Source organism: Limimaricola cinnabarinus (assembly GCF_047631075.1).
GTDB lineage: Bacteria > Pseudomonadota > Alphaproteobacteria > Rhodobacterales > Rhodobacteraceae > Limimaricola > Limimaricola cinnabarinus.
The window spans coordinates 52,203-69,474 of the sequence record NZ_JBLHYX010000011.1 but is presented as its reverse complement, the minus strand read 5'-3'; the positions used below and the strand labels follow the sequence as shown (position 1 = coordinate 69,474).

Below are 17,272 nucleotides of genomic sequence, written 5' to 3'. Positions count from 1 at the left end.
ATCGGCCCCCCGGAACCGGGGCGTCAGCTGTCGTACTGGCGCTCATAGGCGGAGTTCATCACCTCGAGCACGTCGCTCAGCCCGCGCTTGTCGAGCTGGGACATGTACTCGTCCCAATCGGCCTCGATATCGCCGGTGCCGAGGATCCAGGCCTGCTGGCGTTCGAGCATGTAGGTCTGGATCGAGGGCCAGTAGCGATCATAGACCGCCTGCTCTTCCTCGTTGAGCGACACGCCAAGGAATTGGTCGATCAAGAGGTCGTTCTGCTCGTAAAGCTCGATGCCCTCACGCGCGGCGTCGGATGTCCATTGCAGCTCGTAGGCATAGTCCATGTAGTAGCCGCGCGGGATGCCCGCCCCGATCTCCCACATCTGGCTGTTGACAGGCTGATCGGCGGTCAGCACCGCGTCGGTGAACACCGGCTCGCCGTCGACAAGCTCGTAATGCTCACCCTCGACGCCGAAGTTCGACAGGCGGCGGCCCTCCTCGGTGAACCAGAAGTCGAAATACTTGATCGTCTCGACGGGGTTCTCGTTTGCATAGCTGATGGCCCAGCCATCGGGCTTGAGCGGGGTGCGGCGATGCTCCTCGATGCGCTTGCCGCTGATGCTTTCGGGCGGCAGCATCGGCGCGAAATCAAAGCCCGGCACCTTTTCCTGAAGCGACTCGTTGTAGCCCGCGGTCGAGGCGAACCAGTCATGGGTGATGCCGCCCAAGTTCTCCGACAGCAGGTATTCGCGCGCGCTGGTGCCGCGGGTGAAGACCTCCGGGTCGATCAGCCCCTCCTCGTACCACTTGGCGATGTTCTTGATGCCCTCGCGGTAGCCCTCGGTGGCGTAGGGGTGTTTGACCTCACCGTTGTCGACGTAGAAATCGTGATAGGTGTCAGAGCCCGTCGAGCGGCCGTCCCACAGGGTGACGAAGCGGATCAGCTCCTCCCAGTGGCGCAGGAAGATCGGGACCTCGTCCTTCTGGCCGTTGCCGTTGGGGTCCTGATCGCGGAACGCCACCAGCACCTGATAGAGATCCTCGACCGTATCGGGCCGCTCCAGCCCCAACGCGTCGAGCCAGTCCTGACGCACGAACCACGCGCGGCCGAATTCACCGTCGGGCAGGTAGGGCACGTAGTAGATGTTGCCGTCCCACGAAGCCATGGCGTCGCGCAGCTCGGGGCGCGCGTCGAGCACGGCCTGAATGTTGGGGGCATGCTCGGCGATCAGGTCGTCCAGCGGCAGGAAGGCGCCCTCGGGGCCGTACTGGTTGACCGGGTCCTTGATCCGGTTGCCGCCGACGATGTCGGGCAGGTCGCCCTGCGCCAGAAGCAGGTTCATCGCCTCGTTGTGGTCGGGCGTGTTGCGGCCCGCAGTGGCGTCCTTGAGGTGGATGCCGGTCATCTCGCGCGCCGCCTGCTCGACCGGATAGTCCTCCTCGTAGCCCTGGTTGCGGGGCCAGTGGAAGTGGACGGTGAGTTCGAGCGGCTCCTCGACGATCCTGAGATGCTCTTCGGCGAAGCCCGGCTGGGCCAGCATGGTGGTGGCCAGGAACGCGGCGGACAATGTGGATTTACGCATGGTTCTCCTCCCAAATCGCGTGTTTGTCTTGCGGGTCATTCCTTCACGCCTCCCAGAAGGATGCCCTTGTTGAAGTACTTCTGGACCCACGGGTAGATCAGCAGGACCGGAATGATGGAGCAGACGATGATCGCCGCCGTGACCGTCTCGACCGAATAGGCCGCGCTGATCAGGGTGCTGGTGAACTCCTCGTCGTCCGACAGCTCGGCGATGAGCTGGCGCAGGTAGACCTGCAGCGGGATCTTGTCCTCGCTCTGCAAGAGCACCATCGCCCAGAAGAAGCCGTTCCAGCGCGCCACGATGCAAAACAGGGTGATCGTGGCGATCGCCGGCTTCGACAGCGGCACATAGACCTTCCACAGCACCTGGAACTCGTTGGCGCCGTCCATCCGCGCCGCCTCCTCGAACGACGACGGGATGGATTCGAAGAAGTTGCGCAGCAGGATGATGTTGAAGGCGTTGAGCGCGAAGCCGATGATGATGCCGAAATAGCTGTCGAGCAGTCCGAGGTCCCGCATGTTCAGGAAGAACGGGATGAGGCCTGCGTTGAACCACATCGTGAAGGCCACGAAGAGGTTCCAGAAGCGCCGCCCGATCAGCTGCGGGCGCGACAGCGCATAGGCGCCGGGGATGATGATCAGCAGGCTCACCGCCGTGCCGCCGAAGGTGTAGATGAAGGTGTTGGCGTAGGAGCGCCAGAACTCCGGCTCGCTCAGCACCCTCTCATAGGCCGCGATGGTGAAGTTCACCGGGGTCAGCACCACCGTTCCGGCGGCGGCCGCGAAGCCCGAGCTGAACGAGACGGCGGCGATGTAGAGGAACGGGTAGAGCGTCGCGATGGTGAACAGCCCCACCAGCACCATGTTGGCGATGACGAACCATTTGTCGCCGCGGGAATAGAGATTCATGTTGGCCATTGGCTTGTCCTCCTCACCACAGCGACGTGCGCGACACGCGCTTGGAGATGGTGTTGGCGGTCATCACCAGAACGAAGGCGACGACGGCGTTGAACAGGCCGGCCGCGGCGGCGAGATCGTATTGCCCCTGCTGCAGACCCTGGCGGTAGATGAAGGTGTTGATCACGTCCGCCGTCTCGTAGGTGGCGGGCTGGTAGAGCAGGATGATCAGCTCGAAGCCCACTTCGAGCAGGTTGCCGATGCGGATGATCAGCATGATGATGATCGTCGGCAGGATCGAGGGCAGCGTCACCTTCCACACCATCTGCCAGCGGCTGGCGCCGTCCACCACCGCGCTTTCGTAAAGCGAGGGGTTCACGCCGGCGATGGCCGCGAGATAGACGATCGACTGGAAGCCCGCCTCCTGCCAGATCCCCGATCCGATGAAGATGGGCCGGAACCATTCGGGCTTGGTCAGGAAGTAGACCGGGTCCATGCCGAGCCATTCGAGCACCGTGTTTACGATCCCCGCCGAAGGCGAGAAGGCGGTGATCACGATCCCGGCGATGATCACCGTCGAGATGAAATGCGGCAGGTAGACGATGGTCTGCGCGGCGCGCTTGTAGGTCTGGCTCAGGATCTCGTTGAACATCAAGGCGAGGATGATCGGCGCCGGAAAGCCGAACAGCAGCGTGAAGAAGCTGATGATCACGGTGTTGCGGATCGCGCGCAGGAATTGGTCGTTCTCGAACAAGGTGCGGAAATGCTCGAAGCCGATCCACGGGCTGCCGTCGATGCCGCGGAAGATCGAGTAGTCCTTGAAGGCGATCTGCAGCCCGTACATGGGTTTGTAGAGGAACAGCGCGAACTACAGGATCGTCGGCAGCAGCAGCACGTAGATCTGCCATTCGCGCTTGAAATGATCGCCGAGCCGGGCGGCGCGGCGGCGGGCCCGGTCGCGCAGCGCCTCTCGCGCCTCGACGACCAGCTCTTCGGTCGAAGGACCGATATGCTCTTGCTGGCTCATGCCGCCACCCCCATCCGGGCGGCTCCCAGCACCCGGCCGGTGTCGTGGTCGAAGACCTTGATCCGCTCGGGCGCCACGTGGAAGGCCTCGACCCCCGCGAGATGCGCGGTGTCGCCGCCGGTCTCGGCCTTGATGACGAAGGGCACCTCGCCGATCGAGCTGTGCAGAAGCGCCTCCGAGCCCAGCGTCTCGATCAGGTCGAGCTCGACCGGCACGGTGGAGGCGCCGGGCATCGGCTCGATCGAGGCGTGCTCGGGGCGGATGCCGATGATGACCTTGCGGCCTTGGGCATGGCGCAGACTTTCGAGCGCGGGCAACGCGATCCGCGCGCCGTTGGCGACGGCCACAGGGCCGCGCTCGCCGGCCTCGACCACCGCCTCGAACTGGTTCATCGGCGGCGAGCCGATGAAGCCCGCGACGAAGGTGTTCACCGGATCGTTGAAGAGCTCCATCGGCGTGCCGATCTGCTCGATCCGACCGTCGCGCATCACCACGATGCGGTCCGCGAGCGTCATCGCCTCGACCTGGTCATGGGTGACATAGACCGAAGTGACGCCGAGCCGCTTGTGCAGCCGCTTGATCTCGGCGCGCATCTGGGTGCGCAGCTTGGCGTCGAGGTTCGACAGAGGCTCGTCGAACAGGAACACCTCAGGGTGGCGCACGATGGCGCGGCCCATGGCGACGCGCTGGCGCTGTCCGCCCGAGAGATCGGCGGGGCGGCGGTCGAGATAGGGGGTGAGCCCGAGGATGCCCGCGACCTCCTCGACCGAGGAGGAGATCTCGGCTTTGGGCGTGCGGCGGATGCGCAGCCCGAAGGCAATGTTGTCGGCGACGCTCAGATGCGGGTAGAGCGCGTAGTTCTGGAACACCATCGCCACATCGCGGTCCTTGGGCGCGACGCGGTTCACGACCCGGTCGCCGATCCGGCAAGTGCCGCCCGAAATCTCCTCGAGGCCCGCGATCATGCGCAGCGTCGTGGACTTGCCGCAGCCCGAGGGCCCGACCAGCACGACGAATTCCTTCGGTGCGATTTCCAGATCGATGCCGTGGACGACTTCGAGCGCGCCGTAGCGTTTGACGATTCTTTCGAGACTTACGCCTGACATGGTCCCCTCCCTTTCGGCCCCGACGTGGAAGCACTGGCGATATGACTACCGGATTCGTAACGCCCGATCAATACAAATATTGACAACTGAGCGGCGGAAGGGCAATCAACTCTTAACAAGCTCGCGCTCAGGCTGTGGCGTGGCCTCCCGTATTCAAATGGGAGCGCCGCCCATACCCCATATTCATTGTAGTATTGGGGCCGTCATGCGAAGCGAGGCTTGGACGCGGCCGGGATTTTACAAGCTCCGGCCACGATGGCCGGGATCGGGCCGTGATTTGTTCGGCCCCCGCCGGGGCCGCGATGTGACGCTCCGCGCCGCGACGGCGCGCGGCGATCTGCCACGAGAGAGGAGATGATGATGATGCAGGTGAACAGCGATACCCCGGGGGCCTGGATGACGTCCGGACCCGGCGCGCAGCGGCGCATCCTGTGCGAAAGCGCGGAGCTGATGATGGTGGAGTTCCGCTTCGAAAAGGACGGGCGCGGCCTGCCGCACTACCATCCGCATGTGCAGACGACCTATGTGACCTCGGGACTGTTCCGGTTCACGGTGTCGGGCGAGACGCGCGATCTCGGCCCCGGCGACGCGATGCTGATCCCGTCGGATGCCGAGCATTCCTGCCTGTGCCTCGAGGAGGGTGTGCTGATCGACTCCTTCACGCCGCGCCGCGACGATTTCATGGAGGCGCACGGCCTGCCGATGCGCTGAACACGACGGGCCCCCGCGATGCGGGGGCCCTGTCCTGCCGTCGATCGGATGGTCCCTTGGCTCAGCCTTGGCCGATATCGCCGTCGAAAACGCGGCGCCGCGCGCTTTCGATATGGCCGCGCATCGCGCGCCGCGCCGCCTCGGCATCGCGCGCCGAGATCGCCTCGAAGATGGCGTCGTGCTCGGCCTGCACCAAGGCCAGACGCTCCTGCGACTTGGTGAGCGACAGGTTGCGGGTGAGGTTGAGGCCGGTGAGGATGTTGGCCTTCATCGAGTTGCGCGCCGACATGAAGTAGTGGTTGTCGGAGGCCGCGCAGACGGCGGCGTGGAACGCCTCGTCGGCATCGACGCCAAGCTCGCCGGTGCGCACGCAGCGGTCGAGCTCCTCCAGCGCCGCCTGGATCTGCCGCAGCTCGCGTTCGGAGCGGCGCTGTGCCGCGAGATAGGCCGCCTCGCCCTCGATCGCGGCGCGAAACTCGAAGGTGCGCTGGATATCGGCGATCGAGCCGATCGGCGCGAAGTCGAGCACCGCCTCCTCGGGCTTGCGCCGCACGAACGAGCCGGAGCCCTGGCGCGACACCACGACCCCGTCCTCGCGCAGCTGCTTGAGCGCCTGCCGGAGCACCGGGCGCGACACGCCCATCTCCACGCTCAGCTCGTGCTCGGTGGGAAGCTTCTCGCCCACCGGGAAATCGCCGCGCACGATCTTGGCAAGCACGTTCTCGTAGACCGTGTCGGCCAATGTCCGGTCACGGGTTTCGCGGGCGGCCCGGACCGGGGCCGCCGCCTGCGGGAACTCTATCGCCCGTTTGCCTGTCGCCATGCGCTGTACTTCCCCTGTGTGGCCGGATCGGTCGGCGGGTAGAGACCGAAGGTCGAGGCGCCCTTTTGCACCTCCTCCATCACGAAGTCCTCGAAGGAGGTCATCTCGATGGCCTCCTCGGCCACTTCGTCGGCCATGTGCCTCGGTATGCATACAACCCCTTCATTGTCCCCGACAATGACGTCGCCAGGGAAAACCGACACGCCGCCGCAGGCGATCGGGTCGTTGACCGCCACGGCGTGGTGCTTGGTGAGGTTGGTGGGCGCGCTGGGGCGCGAATGATAGGCGGGCATCTCGAGCTGCGCGATCTCGGGCGTGTCGCGGAAACCGCCATCGGTGACGATCCCGGCGCAGCCGAGCTGCTGCAGCCGCGTCGCCAGGATGCAGCCCGCCGAGGCCGCCGTCGCGTCGCCGCGCGAGTCGATCACGAAGACCGCGCCGTCGGGGCATTCCTCGACGCCCTTGCGCTGCGCGTTCTCGCGGTCGGCAAAGCTCTCGATCACGTCGAGATCCTCGCGCGCCGGGATGTAGCGCAGCGTGTAGGCCAGCCCGACCATGTTGCGTCCCGAGCGAAGTCGCTGCGGCCCCTGAAGGTAGATGTTGCGCAAACCGCGCTTGAACAGCGCGGTCGTCAAGGTTGCCGTGCTGACCTGCATCAGCCTCGCATGGGTCTGCGCCCCGAGCGCCGTCATCTCCATCGTCCCCTCCTGCCCGTCCCGTGACGGCTCTGCTTGATGTCGAGGTCAGGCTAGCCGGGCGGCTGTACCTTGTCAAGATTTGTAATGGCTACTTTTACAAGACGTACGGCATGAAGCGTGAGACCTTAGCACACAAACCCTAATTATAGGCCATTTCGCCGCCGTTTCACATCAATGTTGCTTTTTTTTGTAATCGCATCTACGAATCAAGTCTTACAAGGTTGAGGGAGGAAGACGACATGTTCATGAGAGGCATCCTGCTGGGCTGCGCGGCGGCCATGGCGATAACGGGCGGTTCGGTCGCGGCCGAGGAATGGCGCGGCTGGAACATCCATGTTATAGACATCATAGAACTGACTGCGTGAGTGAGTGGGCTTATTTTGTTGCTCGATGCCGGTCTCCTTATACCTGTCTCGATTTATACCAGCCCATAGTGGGACATCTCGACTGCCTGATCGCCGGTCGATGAAGATTTATACCATCTTTTTGGGCGACCTCAGTCGGCGCGGCTGAACGCGCGCGAAATCGCCAGGCGCCGCCGGCAGAGCTCAATTTTGACGTCAGGAAGGCTCTGTTGAACGCGCGCGAAATCGCCAGGCGCCGCCGGCAGAGCTCAATTTTGACGTCAGGAAGGCTCTGTTGCGCAAACAGGCTGACTGGATTCATCTCTCGGAAGCTGCATGATAACGTGCGCGCATGAGCAGCAGACCCAAGCCGCCGAGCTACAAGACCAGGAACTGGCCTGACTACAACGCGGCGCTGAAGAAGCGTGGCTCCCTGACGCTCTGGTTCGATCCCGACATGGTCTGGACGCCGCCCCCGAGCGGCAAGAGGGGCCGCCAGCAGAGCTACAGCGACGCCGCCATTCAGGTCTGCCTGACGATGAAATCGCTGTTCGGCATGGCGCTCCGCCAGACGACGGGCTTCGTCGAGAGCCTTTTGCAGCTGATCGGCCTGGACTGGTCGGTGCCGGACTTCAGCACCCTGTGCCGACGCCAGAAGGCGCTGGCCGTGAACATCCCCTATCGCGGCTCAACGGGGCCGCTGCATCTGCTGATCGACAGCACCGGGATCAAGGCCGAAGGGGAAGGCGAATGGCACGCGCGTAAGCACGGCGGGCCGAAGCGACGCCTGTGGCGCAAGATCCACCTCGGGATCGACGAGGAAACGCTGGAGGTCCGGGCGGTCGAGATCACGGGGAGCCATGTCGGCGATGCCCCCATGCTTCCTGAACTGCTGGACCAGATCCCCGGCAACCAAGACATCGGCTCGGTCACGGCAGACGGCGCCTACGATACGCGCAAGTGCCATGACGCCGTCGCTGATCGGGGGGCGCATGCGGTCATCCCGCCGCGCAAGAACGCGAAGCCTTGGAAGCCCGGCACCGCTGGGGCGATCGCCCGCAACGAAGCTCTCAGAGCGTCAAAGTATCTGGGCCGATCTCTGTGGCGCCATTGGAGTGGGTATCACCGCCGAAGCCGCGTCGAGACGAAGATGCATTGTGTGAAGCTGCTGGGCCAAAGCCTCATGGCCCGGGACTTCGATCGTCAGGTCGCCGAGCTCCAGATCCGCATTGCCGTGCTCAACGGCTTCACCGCGCTCGGCATACCTGTAACAGAGGCCGTAGGATAAGTCCGTCTGGGGAAAGGGGCACCTCGGCCATCACCCGTTTTGCGCATGTATGGATGCCCCCGTTGGTGCAAGTGGTTTTTGAACGGCGCAGGCGTGTGATCGGGTGCGGTCATGTATCAGGCCTCCCTATGCGGCGCTGATGTGGCCGCGGGCCGGTATGGCGATGCGCGGATCAGAAGCATATCAACAAACCGAGCTCGATGGCTCCTGCACAAAGACTGCTTTCTCTGACCCGGATCTGGTCGATCCTTTGCCCTTACTGTTCAGTGACCTCCTCACACCCCCGACGTGCCGGGACGACGTGGCAAGCGTCGAGCGCTTACGCCATCATCGCCGCCGGGTTCCGGTAATCCTCTTGCTTTGTCATCATGGCCCAGAGGCCACGCGCCATCTTGTTGGCCAGCGCGATCGCGGCGACCATGCGTGGCTTGCGGGTCAGCAGGCGCTTCAGCCAGCCATTGTTCGGAGTATCAAACCGCTCGACCGCTTGGAGCACCGCCATTGCGCCGGAGACCAGAAGCGTGCGGATGTCGCGCTGGCCCATCTTCGACGTCTTGCCCAGTCGTTGTTTGCCGCCGGTCGAATGCTGCTTCGGCACGAGACCGAGCCAAGCGGCAAAATCGCGCCCCCGCCGAAACGTCGCCAGATCAGGAGCGAAGGTTTCGATGGCAAGAGCTGTCACCGGGCCCACGCCCGGCATGGTTTGGGCGCGTCGCGCCAAGCCGTCTTCTTTGGCCGCGCTTTTTACCTTCCCGTCTATATCCGCAATCCGAGCATTCAGGCCCTCGATCTGTTCCAGATACATCCGGCCGAGTTCGCGAACGTCTTGGAGCAGCGCCGGGTCATCATCCTCGATCGCATCGGCGAGGCGTTTGAAGTGCGCAGGCCCTCTGGCAGCAACCAGGCCATGCTCGGCAAGATGCCCGCGTAGAGCGTTGATCAATTGGGTGCGCTGGCCGACGAACATCTGCCGGGTGCGGAACAGCATCGCTCGTGCCTGCTGCGCTTCCGACTTCAACGCGACAAAGCGCATGGTGGGGCGCGTGGCCGCCTCTACGATCGCTTCGGCATCCGCCGCGTCGTTCTTTTGGCGCTTGACGAACGGCTTCACGTAGATCGGCGGGATCAGGCGGACTTCATGCCCCAGCTTTTCGAACTCGCGACCCCAGCCGTGCGCCGTCGCGCAGGCCTCCATGGCGATGACGCACCTTGGATGCCGTGACACGAAGGCAATCAATTGAGGACGCGAAAGCTTCTTGCGGAAGACGACCGAACCGTCGTCGCATGCTCCGTGCAATTGGAAAACACGCTTTGCCAGATCGATACCGATGAGGGTAGCTTCGGACATGGATGCTCTCTCCTTCCGTGATGGCGTTACACACATCACAGTGGCACATTGCGATGCCGTCAGGAGGGGGCATCCACGCCATCAACAAAGCCGGTCCAGATCAGGAAAAGCTGCGCGAATTGCGGCGCCGAGGTCACCGGCGCGCCGATGCTGCGGCCGATCCCGGCCATCAGCACGGCGGCCACCGTGCCGATGAGCGCGAGCAGCGCCAGCGCCTGCTCGATCCCGTCATAGAGTTTCCAGATGGTCATGCTCGCCCTCCCCCGGCGCGGCAGGTTTTCGGCCCCGGCGCCATGGCGCCGGGGCCGCCGGTTCACTCCGCCGAGGGCAGGTAGGGGGCCAGCGCCTCGCGCGCCTCGACCAGGCCGACCTTCTCGTAGACCACGTCGACGCGGTCGCGGAACGGCGCGATGTCGACCTCGTTGAATTCGACGCCCGCCGCTTCCATCTCGGCCTGCACCTCGGCCAACTTGGCCACCGTCTCGCGCGTGGCCTCCTCGCCTGCGGCCTTCAGCTCTTCGGTGACGATCGCCTGCAGATCCTCGGGCAGTTCGGCGAACCAGCTTTCGGACGTGGCGAGCCCGGTGTAGAGCTGGATGTGGTTGGTGAAGGCGACGTTGTTCGACACCTCGTGCAGCTTGATGCCGTAGGCCCCGGTGAGCTGCGCCTCCGCCCCGTCCACCGCGCCGAGTTGCAGCGCCGAATAGACCTCGGACCATGCCATCGGAGCGGGTGTCGCACCCATCGCCTCGACCGTGGCGACCCAGCCCGGCGCGTCGATGGTCCGCACCCGGACGCCGCCCAGATCCTCGGGCGTCTCGACCTTGTCTTGGGTGAACATCTGCCGCGTGCCCTGGAACCAGTTGTAATTCAAAAGCCGGATGCCCGACTCCTCGGCAAGCTGGCCCACCCACTCCTCATAGACCGGGCTATCGGTGATCGCGGCGTATTCGGTGTAGTCATTGACCAGATAAGGAGCCGCGAGAATGCCCAGCTCGGGCAGGAAGGGCGCGAGCCGGCCGGCATCGACAAGCGCCGCGATCGGCGCGCCGGAGCGGATCTGTTCGAGCACGTCATTGTCCTCGCCAAGCTGCGAGGAGGGGTAGATCGTCACCTCCATGCGGCCTTCGGAGCGTTCCTCGATCCGGGCCTCGGCGCCCTGCATCGCGATGACCAGCGGGTCCTGCAATGTCTGGGACGTCGAGAGGTTCAGCGAATAGTCCTGCGCCGTGGCGACCCCCGCCGACAGGGCGGCGATCGTGGCGAGCGCGGTGGTGATGTGGTGGTTCATGTAAGGTCCTCCTCCTTGTGAACATCCTGGTCTCGCGGCGCGTCCTGACGCCCGAGCGGCCAAAGCCCGGCGCGCGCCCCTTCGGTCAGGAACAGCGCGACGTGATAGAGCAGCCGGCTCAGCGCCTCGGGCCAGAGCACCCGGCCCTGCCCGTCGAGGCGGTTGACCCAGAACGGGTCCGGCCCTTCCGCGACGTATCGCGCGAAGATCAGCCCGAGCAGCGCATTGGCCCGCCCGGCATGATCCGGGTCGCCGGTTTCGGCATGCAGATCGGCATGAAGCTTGCCCGCCTCGGTCAGCGGCCAGAGCAGGTGATCGGGCTCGGTCACGGTGCCATCGGCCGAAACCGCGTCATAGGGCGCACCGGCGAGCGGCCCGTCCGGGCGCAGACCATGCGCCTCGACGAAACGCTGCATCCGCGCGGCTGCCCCGACCACCGCCGGATCACCGCCCATGGCCGCGAAACGGCGCAGCAGCCAAGCCCATTCATACTGGTGCCCCGGCTCGCGGCGTCGGCCATCGGCCGTGTCGATCGGGGCGAGGTCGTGGCCCGTGAACTCGCGGATCGCGCCGGTCTCGGGGTCGAGGAAGTGCCGCAGTCCGACCTTGACCAGCCCGGCGGCGCGGTCGTGCCAGATCGCCTCGCCGGTCATCTCATGGGCCTGCAACAGCGCCTCGATCATGTGCATATGCGGGTTCTGCGCCCGCAGATCCCCTTGCCGCGGCCCGCGCGCCGCCATCTCGTCATTTTCCCACAGCGCGCCGGTCCCGGGATCGGTCAGCCGCGTCGAGATGAAATCCCAGCACGCCTCGATGCGCCCTTCGGGCACCGCTTCGGGTGCGGCGCGGCGCAGCGTGACCAGCGCGAGCAGGGCAAAGGACTGGTCATAGCTCCGCCGCACCGCGTGTTCGGGGGTGTCGCTCGGCGCGCCCGAGGCCAGCGCCGCGATGCGGTAGCCGCCATCCTTGTCGCGCAGCGCCGTATCGAGATAGCGGTGGATCGCGATGGCGGCGTCGCGCATCCATGGCGCGCCGGTCGCGAGGTGCAGATGCGCGAAGGTGAAGACCAGCCGCGCTTGGGTCAGCGTCGTGCGTTTGGGCGAGGCCGCGGGTTTGCCCGGCGCGTCGAGCCGCTCGGCCACCGCGCCGCCATTATCCTGCGCCACCGCCAACCATCGCGGCAGGGCGTCGAACACGAACGCATCGACGCGCCGCGCCGCGCCCGTCGCATTGAGCGCCCGTTCAGCGGTCATGGCGCTCTCCCTCGGCGGCGTCCCGGTGCCAGGCCCGGGCATCCGGCAGGTCGATGATCGCGCCATGCGCCGCGATCACCCGCGCGGCCATCGCGGTTCCGGCCCGCGCGGCCTCGACCGGCGCCGTCCCCCGCAGCCGGGCCGCGAGATAGCCGCCGTTGAAGCTGTCGCCCGCGCCGGTGGCATCGACCGGCGGTCCCGCCTCGGGCACCGGCACCCGCATCAGCCCGGCCTCGGCCAGCACCGTCACCGGCCCCGCCCCGTCCTTGACCGCCACCTCGCCGGCCCCGGCGGCGGCATAGCGTTCGGCGCAGGCGGCGGGATCGGCGTCGCCGAACCAGCGCGCCTCGTCGTCGAAGCTCGGCAGAACGATGTCGGACAGCGCCGCGGCGGCGGTGATCGCGTCGCGCATCTCGGCCTCGTCCGACCAAAGCGCGGGTCGGATATTGGAATCGAAGGCGATGCGCGCCCCGCCCTGTCTCGCGTCGCGCAGCGCGTCGAGCAGCCGCGCCCAGCCCTCGGGCGGAAGGATTGCCAGCGTGATCCCGGACAGGTAGATCATCCGCGCTTCCGCCGTTGCTGCGCGCAGCGCCGCCGCGTCATCGGCGAAACCGCGCGCCGCCGAGCTTTCGCGCCAATAGGTGAAGGCGCGGTCGCCGTCCTTCTGCTCGATCATGTAGAGACCGGGCCGCCGGTCGGAGAGGCGCCGGATCGCGCCGGTGTCGATACCGGCATGGTCGAGAAATCCGACGATCCGGTCGGAAAACCCGTCGGTCCCCAGAGCGGTGAAATAGCCGACCGGCCCGTCGGCCGGATCGAGACCGGCGCGCGCGTACCAAAGCGTGTTGAGCGTGTCCCCGGCAAAGCCCATGCGCCAGCAGCCCTCCTCGCCACCCGACATCTCGATCATGCATTCCCCGATTGCGAGCAATTGCATCATGCCGCCTCCCCTGCGATAGCGGCGACCATGCCCCGCGCCAGCATGTCGCGCAGGATCCGTGCCGCCTGCGTCTCGAACGCGCCACCGAGAAGCGCCTCCGGCGTCAGCCCCGGCAGCCGCAACAGCCCGGCGACAAGTGCCTGCGTATCGTTGCGCGCCGCCTCCACGACGGCGGCGATTTCGGCTTCGCGCGGGTCGCGCAGCGCATGGCTCGCGCCCGCTTCGCCACGGCCCATGCAGTAGCGCGCCCAGGCTGCGGTGGCGAAGGCGAAGGGGCGCATATCCTGCCCCGCCCTCTGCGCGTCGCAGGCCGGGGCGAAGATGCGCTGCGGCAGCTTCTGGCTGCCATCCATCGCGATCTGATAGGTCTCGTGCGCGATCGCCGGGTTGGCGAAGCGCGCGGCAAGCTCATCGCCATAAGCATCGAGGTCGATGCCGGGCAGCGGGTCGAGCGTCGCGGCCGCCGCCGCGATGTGCCGCCGCGCCAGCACCGAGAGCGCGGGATCGGCCATCGCGCCCCGCACCAGCGCATGCCCCGCGATGAACCCGGCATAGGCGATCAGCGAATGCGCGCCATTAAGCATCCGCAGCTTCATCCGCTCATAGGGCGCGACATCATCGACGAAGATCGCGCCGCCCGCCGCCCAGTCGGGGCGGCCCTGCGCAAAGCGATCCTCGATCACCCATTGGCAGAAGGGCTCGGTCTCGATCGCGGCTGCATCCTTGACCCCGGTGAGCCGCGCGGCGAGCGTCAGCGTCGCCTCGGTCGCCGCGGGCGTGATCCGGTCCACCATGGAGGAGGGAAACGCCACCTCGGCGGCAATCCATTTGGCGAGGTCGGGATCGACCCGACGGGCAAAGCCCACCACGCCACCACGCAGCAACGCACCGTTCTCCGGCAGGTTATCGCAGCACAGCACGGTGAAGGGCGCATGTCCCGCCGCGCGTCGCCGGCGCAGCCCCTCGACCAGCAGCCCCAGCACGCCGCGCGGTGTGGCCGGGCTTTCGAGATCGGCCGCGACATCCGGATGTGCCGGGTCGGCGTCGGGACCGCTGCGGTCGATGCCGTAGGCCTTTTCGGTGACCGTCAGCGTGACGATGCGGATCGCCGGATCGGACATCGGCCCGAGAACTGCCTCGGGCGCGCCGTGCGCCGCGACCACCCGGTCGATCGCGCCGATTACCCGCGCCCGGTCGCCCTGCGCGCCGCGCTCGATCAGCGTGAACAGCCCGTCCTGCGATGCCAGCGCCTCGGCCAATTCGGCCGAGCGCAGACTGACCCCGGCAATGCGCCAGTCGCCGCCGCAGGCCGCCAGCGCCGCGTCGGTGATCGCCGCCTGATGCGCGCGGTGAAAGGCACCGGCGCCGAAATGCAGGATGCCCACCCCATGCGCCGCCGGGTCATAGCTCGGGGCCACGCCCGTAGGCAGATGCGCCAGCGCTGTGCGCGACAGCCGGCTCATGGCTTGATGCCATGCTCGGCATGGCCGAGCGCGGTCATGATACCGCGCAGCTCGGCCAATCCTTTGAGCCGTCCGATCGCGGGATAGCCGGGCTGAGCCTTGCGTTTGAGATCGTCGAGGATGTCCTGCCCGTGATCGGGGCGGAACGGGATCGAGACGTCGGCGCGGCCCTCGGCCCGGCGCCGGGCCTCCTCGCGCAGCACCGCGGCGATGAACGCCACCATGTCGGTGTCGCCGCCCAGATGCTCGGCCTCGTGGAACGAACACGGCGCGCCGTCGCCCTCGCGCGCGACGTTGCGCATGTGCAGGAAATGCACCCGGTCGCCGAGCCGCGCCATCATGCCGGGGATGTCGTTGTCGGCGCGCGCCCCGAGAGAACCGGAGCACAGCGTGATGCCGTTGGCGCGAAGCTCCACCGCTTCCATCACCGCGCGGTAATCGGTCTCGCTCGACATCACGCGCGGCAGACCGAGCAGGGAAAACGGCGGGTCGTCCGGGTGGCAACAGAGCCGAAGCCCCAGCCGCTCGGCCTCGGGCGCCACCTCGGAGAGGAAATCGACGAGATGGCCGCGCAGCGTCTCGGCGCTCATCTCCGCATATTCGGCCAGATGCGCGCGCACGTCCTCGAGCTTGAAATGCTCGGCCGCCCCCGGCAGGCCGAAGACCACGTTGGTCGCGAGACGGCGGCGCGTGTCCTCATCCATTCGCGCGAAACGCTCGGCCGCGATCTCGGCCACGCCCTCGGGAAAGCTCTCGGCCGCGCCGGGGCGCTTCAGGATATGGATGTCGAAGGCCGCGAAGTCGTGCAGATCGAAGCGCATCGCCGTGCCGCCATGCGCCACCCGGTGGGCGAGATCGGTGCGGGTCCAGTCGAGAACCGGCATGAAGTTGTAGCAGATCACCTCGATGCCCGCGGCGGCGAGGGTCTCCATGCTCTGCTTGTAGGCCGTCACGTGGTCGCGCCAGTCCCCGCTCTGCTTCTTGATGTCCTCGGACACCGGCAGGCTTTCGACCACCTCCCAGGCGAGACCCGAGGCGCTGCCATCGGCCCGCGTCGCGATCTCGCGCTGCCGCCGCGCGATATCGTCCGATGACCAGACCGCACCGGTCGGCAAATGGTGCAGCGCCGAGACCACACCCTCGACCCCGGCCTGCATCATCTCGTCGATGCCGACCCCGTCCTTTGGCCCGAACCAGCGCCACGTCTGCCGCATGATGGATCTCCTTCCCGTTGGACAGGAGCCTAGATCGCGATTCGAAAGTTTACAAGTATGCTAGTATGCTTTACCACGGAAACAGGTCTACAGAGAGTGCCATGCCAGCTTCCTCCCCCCTCGCCCTCGACGCTTCCGCCCCGGTCGGCCTTCAGCTCATCGCCAGCCTGCGCGAGCGTATCGTCACCGGCGAACTGCCCCCCGGCACCCGCCTGTCGGAGCAGGACATCGCCACCGGCTACGGCCTGTCGCGCCAGCCGGTGCGCGAGGCGTTCATCCGGCTCGCCGGGGAAAAGCTGCTAGAGGTGCGGCCGCAGCGCGGCACCTATGTGCGCAAGATCGACGTCTCGGAGGTCGAGGTCTCGCGCTTCGTCCGCGAGGCGGTCGAGGCCGACATCGCCCGCCTCGCGGCCCAAGGGGCCGATGCCGCCGACGTGGTGGAGCTGCGCCGCCAGGTGGCGGAACAGGCCGAGGCGGCGCGGGATGGAGGCCGAAGCTTCGTGCAACTCGACGAGCTGTTCCACCGCACATTGGCGAAGATCGCCGGGCGCGCGGGGGCCTGGGCGCATCTGCAGCCGATCAAGATGCACATGGACAGGGTGCGCCACCTGACCGCCGCCGAGTTCCCGCTCGACCGGCTGGTCGGCCAGCACCGCGCGATCGTCGAGGCCGTCGCCGCAAAGGACGCCGAGGCCGCCGAGACGGCGATCCGCACCCATCTGCGCGGCGTGCTCGACGACCTGCCCAAGATCGCCGAGGCGCATCCCGATTTCTTCATCGCCGACCCCGCGCAGTAGGCGCGGGGTCTTGGGCCGATCTGTCGGGGTCGAAGGGTGACCACACCGACAGGTGCCGCTATTCCTTAAGGGCGGCTGTCACCTCGATCTCCACGACGAATTCCAGTCGGGTGAAACCCGAAACGACCATCAGCGTAGAAGCCGGCAGCGCCGCGATGCCATTGAGCCATGCATCGCGCGCGGTCATGTATCCCTGCATATGGGCGCGGTCGGTGACATAGGCGTTGATGCGCAGCACGTCCTGCCGCCCGATCCCGGCTTCGGCGAGGATCGCGTCGATGTTGCCAAAACAGATCCGTGCCTGCGCCTCGGCCCCGTCCGGCACGTTCCCGTCGCGACGAAGGCCCAGCTGGCCCGAAGTGAGAAGCACACCGGCGGCCCGGCTCGCGGCACCATGGGCATAGCGGGCGAAGGGTGGCGCGAGCGCCGAAGGGGTCAGGCTCTGGATCATGTGGCGGTCTCCTGTGTTTGCGCCACGTTTGATCACATGCTCCACCCGCGC

The 17,272-nt window shown here is 66.4% G+C and carries 19 protein-coding genes; 4 read left to right on the top strand and 15 right to left on the bottom strand.

Going from position 1 to position 17,272, the window contains the following annotated elements; all coding sequences use genetic code 11:
- Positions 1-23: 23 nt before the first annotated feature.
- Genes ACJASC_RS10750 through ACJASC_RS10730 form a run of 5 tightly spaced genes read right to left on the bottom strand, consistent with a single transcriptional unit; the run spans position 24 to position 4,600 of the window.
- The gene (locus ACJASC_RS10750) at positions 24-1,571 is read right to left on the bottom strand and encodes an extracellular solute-binding protein (RefSeq protein WP_415145899.1); all 1,548 of its coding nucleotides are present in this window, start codon (positions 1,569-1,571) and stop codon (positions 24-26) included.
- 35 nt (positions 1,572-1,606) lie between these two features.
- Complete coding sequence (locus ACJASC_RS10745; RefSeq protein ID WP_021695275.1) at positions 1,607-2,488, bottom strand: carbohydrate ABC transporter permease; 882 nt, start codon at positions 2,486-2,488, stop codon at positions 1,607-1,609.
- A gap of 13 nt (positions 2,489-2,501) precedes the next feature.
- Positions 2,502-3,311, bottom strand: coding sequence for an ABC transporter permease (locus tag ACJASC_RS10740; protein ID WP_415145896.1), 810 nt, complete (start codon positions 3,309-3,311; stop codon positions 2,502-2,504).
- Positions 3,312-3,335: 24 nt separating this feature from the next.
- On the bottom strand, positions 3,336-3,494 hold the full coding sequence (locus ACJASC_RS10735; protein WP_415145894.1) for a hypothetical protein: 159 nt from the start codon (positions 3,492-3,494) through the stop codon (positions 3,336-3,338).
- Positions 3,491-4,600, bottom strand: a complete 1,110-nt coding sequence (locus ACJASC_RS10730) for an ABC transporter ATP-binding protein (protein WP_415145892.1) — start codon at positions 4,598-4,600, stop codon at positions 3,491-3,493. Before ACJASC_RS10730 ends, ACJASC_RS10735 begins: the two co-directional genes overlap by 4 nt.
- Before the next feature lie 363 nt (positions 4,601-4,963).
- Between ACJASC_RS10730 and ACJASC_RS10725 the strand changes: the two genes are divergently transcribed.
- Positions 4,964-5,311: a cupin domain-containing protein gene (locus ACJASC_RS10725; RefSeq protein ID WP_415145983.1), complete on the top strand. Its 348-nt coding sequence runs from the start codon at positions 4,964-4,966 to the stop codon at positions 5,309-5,311.
- A gap of 61 nt (positions 5,312-5,372) precedes the next feature.
- On the opposite strand, the gene ACJASC_RS10720 is transcribed toward ACJASC_RS10725, so the two are convergent.
- Positions 5,373-6,134: a FadR/GntR family transcriptional regulator gene (locus ACJASC_RS10720; protein WP_415145890.1), complete on the bottom strand. Its 762-nt coding sequence runs from the start codon at positions 6,132-6,134 to the stop codon at positions 5,373-5,375.
- A complete protein-coding gene (locus tag ACJASC_RS10715; RefSeq protein WP_021695524.1) occupies positions 6,110-6,832 on the bottom strand; it encodes a ribonuclease activity regulator RraA in 723 nt (240 codons plus the stop codon). Before ACJASC_RS10715 ends, ACJASC_RS10720 begins: the two co-directional genes overlap by 25 nt.
- Positions 6,833-7,071: 239 nt before the next feature.
- Here ACJASC_RS10715 and ACJASC_RS10710 point away from each other — a divergent pair, with 239 nt between their 5' ends.
- Together ACJASC_RS10710 and ACJASC_RS10705 are read left to right on the top strand one after the other, a co-directional pair.
- Positions 7,072-7,197 (top strand): hypothetical protein, encoded by a 126-nt coding sequence (locus ACJASC_RS10710; RefSeq protein WP_415145888.1) that lies wholly within the window; start codon positions 7,072-7,074, stop codon positions 7,195-7,197.
- A gap of 331 nt (positions 7,198-7,528) precedes the next feature.
- Positions 7,529-8,464 carry an IS5 family transposase gene (locus ACJASC_RS10705; RefSeq protein WP_415145886.1) on the top strand — a complete coding sequence of 312 codons (936 nt, stop codon included), beginning with the start codon at positions 7,529-7,531 and terminating at the stop codon, positions 8,462-8,464.
- Positions 8,465-8,783: 319 nt separating this feature from the next.
- On the opposite strand, the gene ACJASC_RS10700 is transcribed toward ACJASC_RS10705, so the two are convergent.
- From ACJASC_RS10700 to uxuA, 7 genes are all read right to left on the bottom strand, one after another.
- Positions 8,784-9,812 (bottom strand): IS110 family RNA-guided transposase, encoded by a 1,029-nt coding sequence (locus tag ACJASC_RS10700; protein WP_415145884.1) that lies wholly within the window; start codon positions 9,810-9,812, stop codon positions 8,784-8,786.
- A gap of 59 nt (positions 9,813-9,871) precedes the next feature.
- Complete coding sequence (locus ACJASC_RS10695; protein WP_415145882.1) at positions 9,872-10,063, bottom strand: hypothetical protein; 192 nt, start codon at positions 10,061-10,063, stop codon at positions 9,872-9,874.
- Between the two features lie 62 nt (positions 10,064-10,125).
- Positions 10,126-11,103 (bottom strand): C4-dicarboxylate TRAP transporter substrate-binding protein, encoded by a 978-nt coding sequence (locus ACJASC_RS10690; RefSeq protein WP_415145880.1) that lies wholly within the window; start codon positions 11,101-11,103, stop codon positions 10,126-10,128.
- Positions 11,100-12,356 (bottom strand): AGE family epimerase/isomerase, encoded by a 1,257-nt coding sequence (locus tag ACJASC_RS10685; RefSeq protein ID WP_415145878.1) that lies wholly within the window; start codon positions 12,354-12,356, stop codon positions 11,100-11,102. Before ACJASC_RS10685 ends, ACJASC_RS10690 begins: the two co-directional genes overlap by 4 nt.
- Positions 12,346-13,293: a sugar kinase gene (locus tag ACJASC_RS10680; RefSeq protein WP_415145876.1), complete on the bottom strand. Its 948-nt coding sequence runs from the start codon at positions 13,291-13,293 to the stop codon at positions 12,346-12,348. Before ACJASC_RS10680 ends, ACJASC_RS10685 begins: the two co-directional genes overlap by 11 nt.
- Positions 13,293-14,759 (bottom strand): mannitol dehydrogenase family protein, encoded by a 1,467-nt coding sequence (locus ACJASC_RS10675; protein ID WP_415145874.1) that lies wholly within the window; start codon positions 14,757-14,759, stop codon positions 13,293-13,295. The genes ACJASC_RS10680 and ACJASC_RS10675 overlap by 1 nt, the downstream gene beginning before the upstream one ends.
- A complete protein-coding gene (gene uxuA / locus ACJASC_RS10670; RefSeq protein WP_415145872.1) occupies positions 14,756-15,973 on the bottom strand; it encodes a mannonate dehydratase in 1,218 nt (405 codons plus the stop codon). Before uxuA ends, ACJASC_RS10675 begins: the two co-directional genes overlap by 4 nt.
- Positions 15,974-16,074: 101 nt before the next feature.
- Between uxuA and ACJASC_RS10665 the strand changes: the two genes are divergently transcribed.
- The gene (locus ACJASC_RS10665) at positions 16,075-16,770 is read left to right on the top strand and encodes a GntR family transcriptional regulator (protein ID WP_415145870.1); all 696 of its coding nucleotides are present in this window, start codon (positions 16,075-16,077) and stop codon (positions 16,768-16,770) included.
- Positions 16,771-16,828: 58 nt separating this feature from the next.
- Here the strand turns inward: ACJASC_RS10665 and ACJASC_RS10660 are convergent, their stop codons facing one another.
- A complete protein-coding gene (locus ACJASC_RS10660; RefSeq protein WP_415145868.1) occupies positions 16,829-17,221 on the bottom strand; it encodes a RidA family protein in 393 nt (130 codons plus the stop codon).
- Between the last annotated feature and the right edge of the window lie 51 nt (positions 17,222-17,272).